Genomic DNA, 15,998 nt, shown 5'->3' with positions numbered 1-15,998 from the left:
TCAATCGTCGATCGATGGTTCGATGATGGTCGGTTGTCAGGTTCGCATCGCTTAAGTTTCGTGATGCGAATCAATTTTCATGAAGTGCGTCGCTTGATGTCTGGTGTCCCGTTGCATCGGCCTGTTTAAACCTGTTTCAACGCTTTGCCGTATCGGGCAATCCGCGAACGATTCGCGCCGCCTTCGCAGCGGCAGGGTCCACGCGTCATCGCTCGAGCCGTTCCGCGGTTGTCCAACCGAAATGAGGTTATTCATGAAAACGAAAGCGAACGTGAAATTGACAGGCATCGCCTTGTCGGTCGCGGCTTTGTTCGGCCTGGCCGCCTCGGCGTCTCAGGCGGGGGTACTGGCTTCCCCGGTGGGAAGTGTCAGCAAATCCGACGGTCTCATCGTCGCAGGCGGATCCCCCGCGCCCGGGGAACTCGTCGGCACCGTGACGGGATGGGGGAACGGGGTGGTGACGGTCGGCAGCCCGAATGCGGGCGGTATCTCGATCGGGCTGGCAGGGACGGGGACGGGAAGCGCGACCATCGATATCGGTAGCGGATTGCTCGAGCCGGTCGCAGGCGTGGCCGGTACGGTGACGGGGGTGTTGGGTGGTGTCGGTGGTGGTGGCGGCGGTGGGACAGGTGGTGTCGGTGGTGTGGTCGGCACGGTGACGGGTGCGCTGGGCGGCCTTGGCGGAAGTGGTGGCGGGGCTGGCGGGCTTGGTGATGTCGTCGGGACGGTAGCGAACACGGCAACCGGTGCGGTCGGTGCGGTGACGGGGGCGTTGGGTGGTGTCGGCGGTGGTGGTGGCGGGACGGGTGGTCTCGGTGGTGTGATTGGCACGGTGACCGGCGCACTGGGTGGCGTCGGTGGTGGCGGGACTGGTGGTCTCGGTGGCGTTGTCGGGACAGTAGGCAATGCAGCAAGCGGCGCAGTCGGTACGGTGACGGGTGCCCTGAGTGGTGTCGGCGATCCGGCTGGCGGTCTTGGTGGTGTGGTCGGTACGGTAACCGGTGCACTGGGTGGTGTCGGCGGTGGCGGGACGGGTGGTCTCGGCGGCGTTGTTGGCACGGTAGCGAATACGGCCACGGGCGCAGTCGGAACGCTGACTGGCGCTTTGGGCGGTGTTGGCGGGGGGACCGGTGGTCTCGGTGGCGTTGTTGGAACGGTGGGCAACGCGGCAAGCGGCGCGGTCGGTACGGTGACGGGCGCCTTGGGTGGTGTCGGCGATCCGACCGGCGGGCTTGGTGGTGTGGTTGGCACAGTAACCGGTGCACTGGGTGGCATCGGTGGTGGCGGGACTGGTGGTCTCGGCGGCGTTGTTGGCACGGTAGCGAACACGGCCACGGGTGCAGTCGGGACGCTGACTGGCGCTTTGGGCGGTGTCGGTGGTGGGACCGGTGGTCTCGGTGGCGTCGTTGGAACGGTGGGCAACGCGGCAAGCGGCGCAGTCGGTACGGTGACGGGCGCCTTGGGTGGTGTCGGCGATCCGACTGGTGGGCTTGGTGGTGTGGTCGGTACGGTAACCGGCGCTCTGGGTGGCATCGGTGGTGGCGGGACTGGCGGTCTCGGTGGTGTTGTCGGAACGGTGGGTAACGCAGCAAGCGGCGCAGTCGGTACGGTGACGGGCGCCTTGGGTGGTGTCGGCGATCCGACCGGCGGGCTTGGTGGTGTGGTTGGCACGGTAACCGGTGCTCTGGGTGGCATCGGTGGTGGCGGGACTGGTGGACTCGGTGGCGTCGTCGGAACGGTGGGTAACGCGGCAAGCGGCGCAGTCGGTACGGTGACGGGCGCTTTGGGTGGAGTGGGTGATCCGACCGGTGGGCTTGGTGGCGTGGTTGGCACGGTAACCGGCGCGCTGGGTGGCATCGGCGGCGGGACTGGTGGACTCGGTGGCGTTGTCGGGACAGTGGGCAACGCAGCAAGCGGCGCGGTCGGTACGGTGACGGGTGCCTTGGGTGGTCTCGGCGATCCGACCGGCGGTCTCGGCGGTGTTGTTGGCACGGTAGCGAATACGGCCACGGGCGCAGTCGGAACGCTGACTGGCGCGTTGGGCGGTGTTGGCGGCGGGACCGGTGGTCTCGGTGGCGTCGTCGGAACGGTGGGCAACGCAGCAAGCGGCGCGGTCGGTACGGTGACGGGCGCCTTGGGTGGTGTCGGCGATCCGACCGGCGGGCTTGGTGGTGTGGTTGGCACAGTAACCGGTGCACTGGGTGGCATCGGTGGTGGCGGGACTGGTGGTCTCGGCGGCGTTGTCGGCACGGTCGCGAACACGGCCACGGGTGCAGTCGGGACGCTGACTGGCGCGCTGGGCGGTGTTGGCGGTGGGACCGGTGGCCTCGGTGGCGTTGTCGGTACGGTAGCGAACACGGCCACGGGTGCAGTCGGAACACTGACTGGCGCTTTGGGCGGTGTTGGCGGTGGGACCGGTGGCCTCGGTGGCGTTGTCGGTACGGTAGCGAACACGGCGACGGGTGCAGTCGGAACGCTGACTGGTGCGCTGGGTGGTGTCGGCGGTGGGACCGGTGGTCTCGGTGGCGTTGTCGGCACGGTCGCGAACACGGCGACGGGTGCAGTCGGAACGCTGACTGGCGCGTTGGGTGGTGTTGGCGGCGGGACTGGCGGCCTCGGTGGCGTTGTCGGCACGGTCGCGAATACGGCAACGGGTGCAGTTGGAACGCTGACTGGCACACTGGGCGGTGTTGGCGGCGGGACGGGTGGTCTCGGTGGCGTTGTCGGCACGGTCGCGAACACGGCGACGGGTGCAGTCGGAACGCTGACTGGTGCGCTGGGAGGTGTCGGCGGTGGGACCGGTGGTCTCGGTGGCGTTGTCGGCACGGTCGCGAACACGGCGACGGGTGCAGTCGGAACGCTGACCGGCGCGCTGGGTGGTGTCGGCGGTGGCGGGACTGGTGGTCTCGGTGGCGTTGTCGGAACGGTGGGCAACGCGGCAAGCGGCGCAGTCGGCACGGTGACGGGTGCCTTGGGTGGAGTTGGTGATCCGACCGGTGGGCTTGGTGGCGTGGTTGGCACGGTCACCGGCGCACTGGGTGGCATCGGTGGTGGCGGGACCGGCGGCCTCGGCGGTGTCGTTGGAACGGTCGCGAACACGGCGACGGGTGCAGTCGGAACGCTGACTGGCGCGCTGGGTGGTGTCGGCGGTGGGACCGGTGGTCTCGGTGGCGTTGTCGGAACGGTGGGCAATGCGGCAAGCGGCGCGGTCGGTACGGTGACGGGTGCCTTGGGTGGAGTTGGCGATCCGGCTGGCGGTCTTGGCGGTGTGGTCGGTACGGTAACCGGCGCACTGGGTGGCATCGGTGGTGGCGGGACCGGCGGCCTCGGCGGTGTCGTTGGAACGGTAGCGAACACGGCCACGGGTGCAGTCGGAACACTGACTGGCGCTTTGGGCGGTGTTGGCGGTGGGACCGGTGGCCTCGGTGGCGTTGTCGGTACGGTAGCGAACACGGCCACGGGTGCAGTCGGAACACTGACTGGCGCTTTGGGCGGTGTTGGCGGTGGGACCGGTGGCCTCGGTGGCGTTGTCGGTACGGTAGCGAACACGGCGACGGGTGCAGTCGGAACGCTGACTGGTGCGCTGGGTGGTGTCGGCGGTGGGACCGGTGGTCTCGGTGGCGTTGTCGGCACGGTCGCGAACACGGCGACGGGTGCAGTCGGAACGCTGACTGGTGCTTTGGGCGGTGTCGGTAGCGGGACCGGTGGTCTCGGTGGCGTCGTCGGCACGGTAGCGAACACGGCCACTGGTGCAGTCGGAACGTTGACTGGCGCGCTGGGTGGTGCTGGCGGTGCGACCGGCGGTCTCGGTGGCATCGTGGGCACGGTCGGTAACACGGCCACCGGTGCAGTCGGAACGCTGGCCGGCGCAGTGGGCGGTGCCGGCGGCGCGGCCGGCGGTCTCGGCGGCATCGTGGGCGCGGTCGGCAACTCGGCAACAGGCGCTGTCGGGACGTTGGCCGGCGCAGTGGGCGGTGTCGGCGGAGGCGCGACCGGAGGCCTCGGCAGTCTCGGTGGCATCGTGGGCACGGTAGCCAACTCGGCAACCGATGCAGTCGGGACATTGGCCGGCGCAGTCGGCGGTGCTGGCGGCGCGACCAACGGTCTTGGCGGCATCGTGGGCACGGTAGCCAACTCGGCAACCGGTGCAGTCGGGACGTTGGCCAGCGCAGCAGGTGGTGTCGGCGGTGCGACCGGCAGTCTCGGTGGCATCGTGGGCACGGTGGGCAACACGGCCACCGGTGCAGTCGGAACCCTGGCCGGCGCGCTGGGCGGTGCTGGCGGCGCGACCAGCGGTCTTGGCGGCATCGTCGGCACGGTGGCCAACTCGGCAACTGGTGCAGTCGGGACGTTGGCCGGCGCAGCAGATGGTGTCGGCGGTGCGACCGGCAGTCTCGGTGGCATCGTGGGCACGGTGGGCAACACGGCCACCGGTGCAGTCGGAACGCTGGCCGGCGCAGCGGGTAGTGTCGGCGGCGGTGCGACCGGAGGCCTCGGCAGTCTCGGCGGCATCGTAGGCACGGTAGCCAACTCGGCAACCGGTGCGGCCGGAACATTGGCTGGCGCAGTGGGCGGTGTCGGCGGTGCGGCCGGTGGTCTTGGCGGCGTCGTGGGCGCGGTCGGCAACACGGCCACCGGTGCAGTCGGAACATTGGCTGGCGCAGTGGGCGGTGTCGGCGGCGCGGCCGGTGGTCTCGGCGGCGTCGTGGGCACGGTCGGCAACACGGCCACCGGTGCAGTCGGAACGCTGGCCGGCGCAGTGGGCGGTGCCGGCGGCGCGGCCGGCGGTCTCGGCGGCCTCGTGGGCACGGTCGCCAACGCGGGCACGGGCGTCGTCAACGCCGTCACCGGTGTCGCGGGCAACGGCGGCGCGCTGATCACGCCGATCACGAGCATCGTCGGCAATCTCGGCGGCTCGTTGCCGGTCGGCGCAGCCACCGGTGCGATCGGCGCAGCGTCCGGCGCGGTAACCGGCCTCGCCGGCAGCGGCACCGCGGCGATCGCACCGATCGCATCGACCGTCACGTCGCTGATCGGATCCGCCACAAGCGGCGCTGGCAACGTCGTCGGCTCCGGATCCGGTGCGCTCTCCGGCGCAACCGGTGCGGCGGGCTCGCTCGCGACGGTCACCACAGGCCTGGCGGGTTCGCTCGCGCACACCGTGACCGGCACCGCCGGCGCGGTCGCCGGGACCCTTCCGGCACTGAGTGTCGCGCTCAATGGCGGTACGGCAGCCGGTGCGGTCGGCGGTGTCACGAACGCCGCGGGGGCGCTCATCTCCGGCGGCGCGACGATCGCCAACGCGGCGGTGCAATCGGTCGGTTCGGCGGTCGGGTCGGTGGCCGGCGTCGTCCCCGCGCTGGCGGTTTCGCTGAACGGCAATTCCGCGCAAGGCGGAGGCAGTTCGTCGGGTGGTTTGCTGGCACCCGTGACGTCGCTCGTCACTTCGCTCACCGTTCCGGTGATCAAGAAGTAGGCGACGTCGATATCGCGGCCGCTGCATGCTCCGGGCGGTCGCGCATCTTCACACCTCAGGCGCGTCATTCACAACGCCGGCCGACCGACGAATCGTGTCGACTCGCGCGGCGTTGGCCGGTGACGCGCCATTTTGCGTTTCGGGGAGCCGTTGCGTCGGATGCCTCCATCTCGGGCTTCCCGACCTCTTCCCGTCTGCATCGGTTCGCCGCGCGTCGACGGGAGCGATGTACGTTTCCGCCTTCGTCGAACGAGAAAACGGCAACCGCGGGACCGACGCCACTTCGTTCATTCCCGACGCATACGCCGCACGCCGCAGCCGCAAACGTGTGGACATCGAACCATCAGTCCGGCGCCGTCCCGGTCGATTCGCGCACGACCAGCTCGGGTGCGCCGATCGTATGCACGGCCGTGCCCGGCTCGATCCCGTCGATCATGTCGAGCGTCAGCGCGATCGACCGCGCGGCGATCTGCGCGGTCGGGAACCGTACGGTCGTGAGCGCGGGGCGGAACTGGTGGGCGAGCTGGATATCGGTCATGCCGACCACCGACAGATCGGCCGGCACGCGCAGGCCGAGATCGGCGGCGGCCTGCATCGCGCCGATCGCCATCAGGTCGTTGGTCGCGAACAGCGCGGTAAGGCCCGGCTGCTCCCGCAGCAGCGCGGCGGCGGCTTCGTAGCCGCCTTCGATCGAGTCGTGCGCCGACACGGTCGTCAGCGCATGTGCCGGATGGCCGCGCGCCGCGAGTTCGTCGGCGAAACCGCGCAGCCGCACCGACTGCGGCCCGCCCGACCCCTTGCCGACGAGCGCGCCGAACGTGCGATGCCGCAGACCGGACAGATGCGCGGCCGCCAGCGCGCCCGCCGCCGCGAAATCGACGGTCACGCACGGCAGCGTGCGCGACGCATGCACGTGTTCCCACATGCACAGCACGATCGATGCGCCGTGACGGGCGATGTCGGCGAGTTCCGCTTCGGCGAGATCGGTGTTCATCACGATCGCACCGGCCGCGAGCGTCCCCGCGATCCGCTCGAGGTAGTTGCGCGTGATCGCCGGATCGTCGTCGGTATTGGACACGAGCAGGTAATGGCCGCGCTTGCGCGCCTCGCGTTCGGCGGCCAGCACGAACTCCGGATAGAACGGGTTCGTGATGTTCGACAGCATCAGCGCGAGCGTCGACGTGCGGCCCTCCGCGAGCGCGCGCGCGGTCAGGTTCGGCCGATACCCGAGTTCGCGGATCGCGGCCATCACGCGCTCGACGGTCGCCGGCTTCACCTTCTGCGGATTGCGCAGCACGTTCGAGACGGTCGCCGCGGTGACGTTCGCGCGCCGCGCGACTTGCGCGAGCGTCACCATGCGCGGGCTCCGGCCGGTCGGGCAGCGCCGCGCGACGACAGTAAGGCGGGGAAGTGTCTGCTCATATTCTGGGAGTGCGTCCCACAAGTTGCACAGGGACGGCCGATACGCTAATTTCTCGACACATCAGAGGAAGGAGACGACATGGTACGGCGAACCGGGCGAATCGCGCCACAGAAATTTAAGCGTTTAAATTTTTCGGTCCGATGCGTGTGACCGGCGAAAGGAGAGCGCGATGACCGCCATTTCATTGAAGGATGTCTCGAAGCGCTACGGCGACCATGCGCCGGTGCTGCGGGACGTGAACCTCGAGATCGCGTCGCACGAATTCTGCGTGTTTCTCGGTCCGTCGGGCTGCGGAAAATCCACGCTGTTGCGGATGATCGCCGGGCTCGAGGACGTGACCGAGGGCGAGCTGCGGATCGGCGGCGCACGGATGAACGACACGCCGCCCGCGGAGCGCGGCGTCGCGATGGTGTTCCAGAGCTATGCGCTGTTTCCGCACATGACCGTGTTCGACAACATCGGTTTCGGACTGCGAATCGCCGGCACGCCGAAGGACGAGATCCGCCGCCGCGTGATCGAGGCCGCGCGCGTGCTGCAGCTCGAAGCGCTGCTCGATCGCAAGCCGAAGGCGTTGTCGGGCGGGCAGCGGCAGCGCGTCGCGATCGGCCGCGCGATCGTGCGCGAGCCGCGCGTGTTCCTGTTCGACGAGCCGCTGTCGAACCTCGACGCGACGCTGCGCGGCCAGACGCGTGTCGAAATCGCGCGGTTGCACGCGCGCTTCACGCAATCGAGTTCGGTCTACGTCACGCACGACCAGATCGAGGCGATGACGCTGGCCGACCGGATCGTGCTGCTGCACGCGGGCGACGACGTCGCGCGCTTCGGCAGCATCGCGCAGGCCGGTGCACCGCTCGAGCTGTATCACCGGCCGGCCAACCGCTTCGTCGCGGGCTTCATCGGCTCGCCGCGGATGAACTTTCTGCCGGCGATCGTCGACGCGGGCGATGCGCACGGCTGCCGGCTGACGCTGGAAGGCACCGGCGAAACGCTGACGCTGCGCGATCGCCCGTTGCCGCGCCACGTCGGCCGCGGCGCGCGCGTGACGCTCGGGATCCGTCCCGAGCACCTGACGCTCGCGGCGTCCGGCGAGGCCGGCTGGCCGTCGATCGTCCGCGACGTCGCGCTCGTCGAGCACCTCGGCGAAGCCGCGTACGTGCATCTCGACCAGCCCGACGGTGTGCCGCTACTCGCGAAACTGCCCGGGCAGACCGCGTTGCGGCGCGGCGAGCGCCATGCGTTCCGCGTGCCGCCGTCGAGCTGTCACCTTTTCGACGAAGCCGGCATCGCATTGCCGGCCCTTCACGCCGAAGCGGCGTTCGCGTAACGGCGCAATGCCGAGCCGCCGCGTGCGACGCGGCATCCGATACACCAATACCAGGAGACAACGATGAGACTTCGTGCGAGCCGACTGCTGCTTGCCCTGACGACTGCCGCGGCGTGCGCCGCGGGCATGGCCGACGCGGGCACGCTGAAAGTGAACGTCGCCGCGCGCGGCAACCAGCGCGCGACGTGGCAGGCAGCGTTCGACCAGTTCCACAAGGCGAATCCGGATATCGACCTGAAGGTCAGCTACGTCGGCGAGGAGGCGTACAAGGTGCAGATGTCCGGGTGGCTCGCGACCGATCCGCCCGACGTGCTGAGCTGGAACAACGGCGAACGGCTCGCGTATTTCGCGAAGCGCGGGCTGATCGAGGACCTGAGCGCGGATTGGCAGAAGAACGGCTGGAACGACACGTATGCGTCGGTCAAGCAGTCGTCGACCTACGGCGGCAAGCTCTACAGTTTGCCGCTCGGCTATGACGCGTACGGGTTGTTCTACCGCAAGGATCTGTTCGAGAAGGCGGGGATTCACGGCGAGCCGGCCGACTGGCCGCAGTTTCTCGACGCATGCCGCAAGCTGAAGGCGGCCGGCATCGCGCCGATCGCGGTGGCTGCGCGCGATGCGTGGACGCTCGCCGCGTGGTTCGACTACCTCGACCTGCGGATCAACGGCTATGCGTTCCACCAGAAGCTGATGGCCGGCGACGTCGCCTATACCGATCCGCGCGTGCGGGCGGTGTACGCGGCATGGAAGAAGCTGATCGACGACAAGTATTTCATCGACAACGCGCTGTCCTACGACGTCGATTCGCTGAGCCCGCTGATCGTCAACGGCCAGGCCGCGATGACGCTGATGGGCACCTGGTATTCGGCAGGACTGCTGAGCGCGACGCGCAACCCGATCGGCTTCTTCCGCTTCCCGGCGATCGACGCATCGGTGCCGCTGGCGGAGGACGGCCCGGTCAACGTGCTGATCGTCCCCGCGAAGGCGCACAACAAGGCCGATGCGCGCCGCTTCCTCGCGTTCATGGGACAACCGGCGGTGAGCGGCGAGTTCGCGAAGGGGATGGGGCAACTGCCGTCGAACAACAAGGCGCCGGAGCCGCAGGATCCGATCTCGAAGATCGGCTTCCGCACGCTCGCGACGACGCCGGGCGGAATCGCGCAGTTCTACGACCGCGACATGACGAAGGAAATGGCCGACGAGGGGATGAAGGCGATGCAGCAGTTCCTGTCCGATCCGACGCAGCTCGATGCGATCCTGCAGCGCCTCGAGCAGACCCGCAAGCGCATCTACCGCAAGTAATGCGCCGCGCGGCCGGGCCGGCGCGGCCGGTCCGGCGCTTCGTCGCCACCTTTAAGTTCGTTTCGTCGAAGGTCACCTCATGTCAACCAGCCTGTCAGAAAGCGCCGCGCGCCGCGATGCCGGCCCGCGGCGGCATGCGCGCGCGTCGCTCGCGCGACGGCGCAACCGCGCGGCCCTGTGGTTCGTGCTGCCGGGCTTCGCGCTCTTCACCGTGTTCGTGCTGTACCCGATCGTCAGCAGCATCTGGCTGAGCTTCCATCACTGGGACGGGATGACGCCGATGACGTTCGCCGGGCTCGACAACTATCGCGAGCTGCTGCAGTCCGACACGTTCTACGTCGCGCTGAAGAACAACGTGCTGTGGCTCGTGCTGTTTCTCGCCGCGCCGCCGCTCGGCCTCGCGCTCGCGCTGTACCTGAACCAGAACGTGTTCGGCATCCGGCTCGTGAAGTCGCTGTTCTTCGCGCCGTTCGTGCTGCCGGGCGTCGTGGTCGGGCTCGTGTTCTCGTGGTTCTACGATCCGACGTTCGGGCTGCTGAAGCTGATCGTCGGGCACGGGATCCCGGTGCTCGGCGATCCGCGCTATGCGACCTACGGCGTGATCGCCGCGGCGCTGTGGCCGCAGATTCCGTTCTGCATGATTCTCTACCTGACCGGGCTGACCGGCATCAACGGCGAGATCGTCGAAGCGGCGCGGATGGAAGGCGCGCGCGGCTTCACGCTGCTGTGGCACGTGATCCTGCCGCAATTGCGGCCCGCGACGTTCATGGCGGTCGTGCTGACCGTGATCGGCGCGCTGCGCAGCTTCGACCTGATCTCGGTGATGACGGGCGGCGGCCCGTTCGACAGCTCGACCGTGCTCGCGTATTTCATGGTCGATCAGGCGATCAAGTATTACCGCGAAGGCTATTCGGCCGCGATTGCGGTCGTGCTGTTCGCGATCATGCTCGTCTATATCGTGTGGCAGCTTCGCAAGCTGGTGCGCGTCGAGTCGTAAGGATGACCAACATGTATCCGATGCCCGTGTCCCGCTGGGGACGTCCCGCCCGTCTGCTGTACCGGCTGTCGCTGCCGTGCGCGCTCGTGCTGTGGCTCGTGCCGCTGCTCGCGGTGCTCGTCACGTCGATCCGCTCGACCGACGAGATCGCGGCCGGTCGTTACTGGGACTGGCCGAAGCAGTTCGCGCTGGTCGACAACTACGGCGCCGCGCTCACGCAGACGCCGATGCTGCATTACTTCGCGAACAGCATCCTGATCACGGTGCCGTCGGTCGCCGCGTCGATCCTGCTCGCGTCGCTCGCCGGACACGCGCTCGCGAACTACCGCTTCCGCGGCAATCTCGTGCTGCTCGGGCTGTTCGTCGCCGGCAACTTCGTGCCGATCCAGATTCTGATGATTCCGGTGCGCCAGATCATGCTCGGCGTCGGGCTCTACAACACCGTGTGGGCGCTCGTGCTGTTCCATACGGCGTTTCAGACCGGCTTCTGCACGCTGTTCCTGCGCAACTTCATCCGCGAGCTGCCGTTCGAGCTGATCGAGGCCGCGCGCGTCGAAGGCGCGTCCGAGTGGGCGATCTACTGGCGCGTCGTGTTGCCGCTCGTGCGGCCCGCGCTCGCGGCGCTCGCGATCCTCGTGTTCACGTTCGTGTGGAACGACTACTTCTGGGCGCTGTGCCTCACGCAAGGCGACGACGCGGCGCCGATCACGGTCGGCGTCGCCGCGCTCAAAGGGCAGTGGACGACGGCCTGGAACATCGTGTCGGCCGGCTCGGTGCTCGCCGCGCTGCCGTCGGTCGCGATGTTCTTCGCGATGCAGAAGCACTTCGTCGCGGGGCTCACGTTCGGCGCGACCAAGGGCTGATCCGTCCCATCCTCTTTCTTCAGCAAGGAATCCACGATGCATCTCGGCGTTTGTTACTACCCCGAACACTGGCCGCGCGAACAATGGGATCGCGATGCGCGGCGCATGGCCGAACTGGGCCTGACCCGCGTGCGGATCGCCGAATTCGCGTGGAGCCGGATGGAGCCGGAGCCGGGCCGCTACGACTGGGCGTGGCTCGACGACGCGATCGACACGCTCGCGCGCCGGCAGCTGAAGATCGTGCTCGGCACGCCGACCGCCGCGCCGCCGAAGTGGCTCGTCGATCGCCACCCGGAGATTCTGCCGGTGGGCGCGGACGGCGCGGTGTGGCAGTTCGGCTCGCGTCGCCATTACGACATCGCGAGCCCCGTGTATCGCGAGCACTGCGTGCGCATCGCCGACGCGATGGCGCGGCGCTACGGCGCACATCCGGCGGTGATCGCGTGGCAGACCGACAACGAACTCGGCTGCCACAACACGCTGCCCAGCTATACGCGGGCGGCGCTCGAAGGCTTTCGCGCGTGGCTCGCCGCGCGTTACGGCGATATCGGCGCGCTGAACCGCGCGTGGGGCAACGTGTTCTGGAGCATGGAGTATCGCGGCTTCGACGAGATCGAACTGCCGCGCCATACGCCGACCGACGCGAATCCCGCGCATCTGCTCGACTTCCGGCGCTATCAGTCGGACGCGGTCGCGCGGTTCCATGCCGCGCAGGTCGACGCGATCCGTCCGCACGCGCCGGGCCGCGACGTATTGCACAACTTCATGGGCTTTTTCGCCGAGTTCGACCACTACGCGTTCGCGCGAGGCGGGCTCGACGTCGCCGCGTGGGACAGCTATCCGGTGCCGCGTACCGAAGTGTTGCCGCTCGACGAAGCCGACAAGCGACGCTGGGCCCGCACCGGGCATCCGGACGTGTCGGCGTTCTCGCACGACCTGTATCGCGGCGTCGGCAACGGCCGGATGTGGGTGATGGAGCAACAGGCGGGGCCCGTCAACTGGGGGCCGTACAACCCGGTGCCGCACGCGGGCGCGGTGCGGATGTGGACGTGGGAAGCGTTCGCGCACGGCGCGGAACTCGTGTCGTATTTCCGCTGGCGACAGTATCCGCACGCGCAGGAGCAACTGCACTCGGGGCTCAACGCACCGGACGACCGGTTGTCGCCGGGCGGTCATGAAGTGGCGCGCGTCGCACGCGAGATCGCCGCACTGGATCCTGCGCTCGTCGTCGGCGAGCGCGAGACGGCGCGCGTCGCGCTGCTGTTCGACTACGAGGCCGACTGGATGATCCGGATCCAGCCGCACGGCGCCGATTTCGACTATCAGCAGCACGCGTTCGACTGGTATCGCGCGTTGCGCGAGCTGGGTCTCGACGTCGACATCGTTGCGGCCGATGCCGACGTGTCGCGTTATGCGTTCGTCGTCGCGCCGACGCTGCCGGTCGTGACGGAGCGCATCGTCGAGCAGGCCGCGAGCGGACGCGCGCACTGGCTGTTCGGGCCGCGCACGGGCTCGCGCACCGCGGAATTCGCGATCGCGCCGGGTCTCGCGCCGGGCAAGCTGCGCGACGTGCTGCCGGTGCGGATCGGCCAGGTCGAATCGCTGCGGCCGTCGCTCGCGCCGCGGGTGTCGTTCGACGGTGTCGACGGCCATGCGCTGAAATGGCACGATCACATCGACATGGAATCGACGGCCGGCATCGACGTGCTCGCCGCATGCGACGACGGTGTGCCGGTGCTCGTGCGGCGCGGTGGCGTCACGATGGCGACGGCCTGTTTCGACCGGACGCTGTTGCGCGCGATCGTTGCCCGCTGCGCACGCGATGCCGGCCTTTCGATGCGCGCGCTGCCGGACGGCGTGCGGTTGCGTCGACGCGGGCGCGTAACGTTCGCGTTCAACTACGGCGACGCGCCGTGCACGCTGCCCGTGCCGGACGGTGCGCGCTTCGTCCTCGGCGGCCGGGAACTTGGCGCGGTGGACGTTGCCGCGTGGGTCGAGCCGGACTGACGCGATGCAGTCGTTGCGGTCGCTGCGGTTGCATGTCGCGCGCCTGGCGGGGATCGCGCATTTCGTGCCGCTGTCCGCGGCGGCGCTGCTGCTCGGCGTCGCGATGTCGTTCACCGCGCCGTACCTGTCGCTGTTCGGCGTGGAAGCGGCGGGGATGTCGCCGCTGCTCGCGGGCGTGTTCATGACGCTGATCGCGGCGAGCGGGGTCGTCGCGAGCACGTGGGCCGGGCGTTGGTCGGATCGCCGCGACCGGCACCGGCCGCTGCTCGTCGTGTCGCTCGCGGCGGCCGCGCTGGGCTTCGCGCTGCTGTGCATGTTGCGGGCGCACGGGCCGGTGATCGCCGCCGGCACGATCCTGCTCGGCGCGGGCGCCGTGTCGCTGTCGCAGATCTTCTCGTTCGCGCGCGCGGTGCTGCCCGTCGCCGACGACGCGCAGCGCGAACTCGCGTCGGCCGCGCTGCGCACGATGCTGTCGATCGCATGGGTATTCGGTCCTGCGCTCGGCGCGCTGATCCTCGCGCAGACGGGTTTCGCCGGACTCTTTCTCGCCGCTTCCGCCGGCTTCGTCGCATGCGCGGCGATCGTCGCGCGGATTCCGGAGCCCGTGCGGTGGCCCACGGCGACGCATGCGCGCGCAGTCGATCGCACCGCGGCAGCGCCGGACGACGCGACGGCGGCCGTCGTCGCGCCGCGCGCGCGCGTGCTGCGGACTCTCGTCGCGCTCACGCTGATGGGGCTCGCGGCGAACGCGACGATGATCGTGCTGCCGCTCTACATCGTGCGCGGACTCGGCGGCACGCCGACGAACGTATCGGCGGCGCTCGGCCTGGCCGCATTGCTCGAGATTCCGATGATGCTGTGGCTCGGCATCCGGTCAACGCGGCTCGACAAGGCGCGCTGGCTGACGGCGTGTGCGCTCGTGCATGCGGCGTATTTCGTCGGGCTCGCGGCGGTGTCGCGGGTCGACGCGATCCTGCCGCTGCAGTTGCTGAGCGCATGCGTGGTCGCGATTACGTCGTGCCTCGGGATGACGCGCGTATGCGACCTGATGCCCACGCGCCCCGGCACCGCCACCGCGATGTTCTTCAGCACCGCGCGCGTCGGCTCGATTGCGTCGGGCGTGCTGTCGGGCGCGTGCGTCGACCTGTTCGGCTATCGCGCGACGTTCGCGGGCTGTTGCGGGCTCGCGCTCGTCGCGTTCGCGCTGCTCGCCCGGGATGCGCGCGGCGAGCGCGGCCGGGCCGGTGGCGCAAGCGGCACGAGCGGCACAAGCGACACGGCGGCGCCTGCGCGCCGCCGTGTCGATGCACCGCACTGACGCGCGATACGCCGGTGCGGTGATGCCGTCGGCCGTGCCGCGTCAGCGCTGGCGGTATGCGTCGAGCGACGACAGCGCGTGGCCGTGGAAATTGAACAACGTGTTGTTGTCCCACTGGTCGCCCGCGCCGACCTTCCAGCCGACGCCCGGCGTCGGAATCCACTCCGGCTCCCACCAGAACACGCCGGCGCCGCGACGGCCCGGCACCCCCTTCACGATATCGACGACCGCCGCGAGGAATTGCGCCTGCCCGGCCGGCGACGGCGGGAACGCGGTCGAGCCCGTGTTCGTCATCGCGTTCGGCTCGGAGTCGCCGTCGCTGGTGGTCCACGGATACGCGGTCTCGACGACGATCAGTTCCTTGTCGTAGCGCACCGCGAGATCGTTCGCGTTGTTGCGCAGGTCGTCGAGCGCGCCTTGCCACTGCGGGTAATACGACAGGCCGATCACGTCGAATGCGACACCGCGTTGCGTCGCGCTGTCGAACCACCAGCGGCTTTTCGCGTTGTCGCCGCCGCTGTCGATGTGCAGCATCACCTTGATGCGCGGGTCGACGGCCTTCACCGCATCGCGGCCCGCCTTCAGCAATTGAGCGAGGTTGTCCCACTGGTCGTAGCGGCCGAGCGGCCACAGCATGCCGCCCGTGATCTCGTTGCCGATCTGCACCCACTCGGGCCGCACGCCGGCGCGCTGCAACTGGCGCAGCACGTCGGTCGTATAAGCCGACAGCAGCGCGCACGTATCGGCGAGATTCTTGCCGGCCCACGCATGCGGCGGGTATTGCTTGCCGGGGTCGGCCCACCAGTCGCTGTAGTGGAAATCGATCAGGATGCGCATTCCGAGCGCGGCCGCGCGCCTGGCGAGCGCAACGACATGAGCCGCGTTGTTGTAGCCGGCCGGGGCGCTTTGGTTCGCGGGGAAGAAGTCCGGATTGCCCGGATCGTTCCATACCTTGATGCGGATCGAATCGACGCCGTGCGCGTGCAGGATCTTCAGGCAGTCGCGCGGGTGCCCGCGGTCGAAGTACTGCGCGCCGTGCGCCTCGAGTTCCGGTAGCGTCGACACGTCGGCGCCCATCGCGAACGGGGCGCTGCCTGCGGCACGCGTGACGGCCTGTGCGAAGGCCGGCAGCGGGCCGGCCAGGTCGAGACAGGCAAGTGCCGCGGTCGAAACGCTCCAGCTCAGCATCGATCGTCTGTTCATCGTCATCCTCCAGGTGAGGGATCCCGTCGGGTGCGGGATCGCCGACATCAAAAGTTTAAGCGCTTAAATTTCAAGCCCCGATACG

General features: G+C 69.0%; 9 protein-coding genes. 7 read left to right on the top strand and 2 right to left on the bottom strand.

Translation table 11 applies throughout. From position 1 onward, the window contains the following. Positions 1-253: 253 nt before the first annotated feature. Positions 254-5,476, top strand: coding sequence for a beta strand repeat-containing protein (locus WS54_RS31340; RefSeq protein WP_108042063.1), 5,223 nt, complete (start codon positions 254-256; stop codon positions 5,474-5,476). 343 nt (positions 5,477-5,819) lie between these two features. Here the strand turns inward: WS54_RS31340 and WS54_RS31335 are convergent, their stop codons facing one another. Beyond that, positions 5,820-6,833: a LacI family DNA-binding transcriptional regulator gene (locus WS54_RS31335; RefSeq protein WP_059781727.1), complete on the bottom strand. Its 1,014-nt coding sequence runs from the start codon at positions 6,831-6,833 to the stop codon at positions 5,820-5,822. A 235-nt stretch (positions 6,834-7,068) separates the two neighbouring features. Between WS54_RS31335 and WS54_RS31330 the strand changes: the two genes are divergently transcribed. The 6 genes from WS54_RS31330 (at position 7,069) to WS54_RS31305 (ending at position 14,710) form a co-directional block, all read left to right on the top strand. Further along, positions 7,069-8,223, top strand: a complete 1,155-nt coding sequence (locus WS54_RS31330; protein ID WP_059781730.1) for an ABC transporter ATP-binding protein — start codon at positions 7,069-7,071, stop codon at positions 8,221-8,223. Between the two features lie 63 nt (positions 8,224-8,286). After that, positions 8,287-9,525, top strand: a complete 1,239-nt coding sequence (locus WS54_RS31325; RefSeq protein ID WP_034209059.1) for an ABC transporter substrate-binding protein — start codon at positions 8,287-8,289, stop codon at positions 9,523-9,525. Positions 9,526-9,604: 79 nt separating this feature from the next. Next, positions 9,605-10,522, top strand: a complete 918-nt coding sequence (locus WS54_RS31320) for a carbohydrate ABC transporter permease (RefSeq protein ID WP_034209060.1) — start codon at positions 9,605-9,607, stop codon at positions 10,520-10,522. Positions 10,523-10,533: 11 nt separating this feature from the next. Beyond that, positions 10,534-11,385, top strand: a complete 852-nt coding sequence (locus WS54_RS31315) for a carbohydrate ABC transporter permease (protein WP_034209473.1) — start codon at positions 10,534-10,536, stop codon at positions 11,383-11,385. 36 nt (positions 11,386-11,421) lie between these two features. Continuing rightward, positions 11,422-13,392 carry a beta-galactosidase gene (locus WS54_RS31310; protein ID WP_059781732.1) on the top strand — a complete coding sequence of 657 codons (1,971 nt, stop codon included), beginning with the start codon at positions 11,422-11,424 and terminating at the stop codon, positions 13,390-13,392. Positions 13,393-13,396: 4 nt separating this feature from the next. Further along, complete coding sequence (locus tag WS54_RS31305) at positions 13,397-14,710, top strand: sugar efflux transporter (RefSeq protein ID WP_059781733.1); 1,314 nt, start codon at positions 13,397-13,399, stop codon at positions 14,708-14,710. Positions 14,711-14,752: 42 nt separating this feature from the next. On the opposite strand, the gene WS54_RS31300 is transcribed toward WS54_RS31305, so the two are convergent. Then, complete coding sequence (locus tag WS54_RS31300) at positions 14,753-15,913, bottom strand: glycoside hydrolase family 53 protein (RefSeq protein WP_059781811.1); 1,161 nt, start codon at positions 15,911-15,913, stop codon at positions 14,753-14,755. Positions 15,914-15,998: the final 85 nt, after the last annotated feature.

It is taken from the genome of Burkholderia sp. NRF60-BP8, from assembly GCF_001522585.2.
Lineage (GTDB): Bacteria > Pseudomonadota > Gammaproteobacteria > Burkholderiales > Burkholderiaceae > Burkholderia.
This window is presented reverse-complemented; position numbering and strand designations above follow the sequence as displayed.

Excerpts from the sequence above, each read along its gene's own strand:
- WS54_RS31335 (WP_059781727.1), bottom strand. The coding sequence starts at position 6,833 with ATGGTGACGCTCGCGCAAGTCGCGCGGCGCGCGAACGTCACCGCGGCG.
- WS54_RS31310 (WP_059781732.1), top strand. The coding sequence starts at position 11,422 with ATGCATCTCGGCGTTTGTTACTACCCCGAACACTGGCCGCGCGAACAA.
- WS54_RS31300 (WP_059781811.1), bottom strand. The coding sequence starts at position 15,913 with ATGAACAGACGATCGATGCTGAGCTGGAGCGTTTCGACCGCGGCACTT.
- WS54_RS31325 (WP_034209059.1), top strand. The coding sequence starts at position 8,287 with ATGAGACTTCGTGCGAGCCGACTGCTGCTTGCCCTGACGACTGCCGCG.
- WS54_RS31305 (WP_059781733.1), top strand. The coding sequence starts at position 13,397 with ATGCAGTCGTTGCGGTCGCTGCGGTTGCATGTCGCGCGCCTGGCGGGG.
- WS54_RS31330 (WP_059781730.1), top strand. The coding sequence starts at position 7,069 with ATGACCGCCATTTCATTGAAGGATGTCTCGAAGCGCTACGGCGACCAT.
- WS54_RS31315 (WP_034209473.1), top strand. The coding sequence starts at position 10,534 with ATGTATCCGATGCCCGTGTCCCGCTGGGGACGTCCCGCCCGTCTGCTG.
- WS54_RS31340 (WP_108042063.1), top strand. The coding sequence starts at position 254 with ATGAAAACGAAAGCGAACGTGAAATTGACAGGCATCGCCTTGTCGGTC.
- WS54_RS31320 (WP_034209060.1), top strand. The coding sequence starts at position 9,605 with ATGTCAACCAGCCTGTCAGAAAGCGCCGCGCGCCGCGATGCCGGCCCG.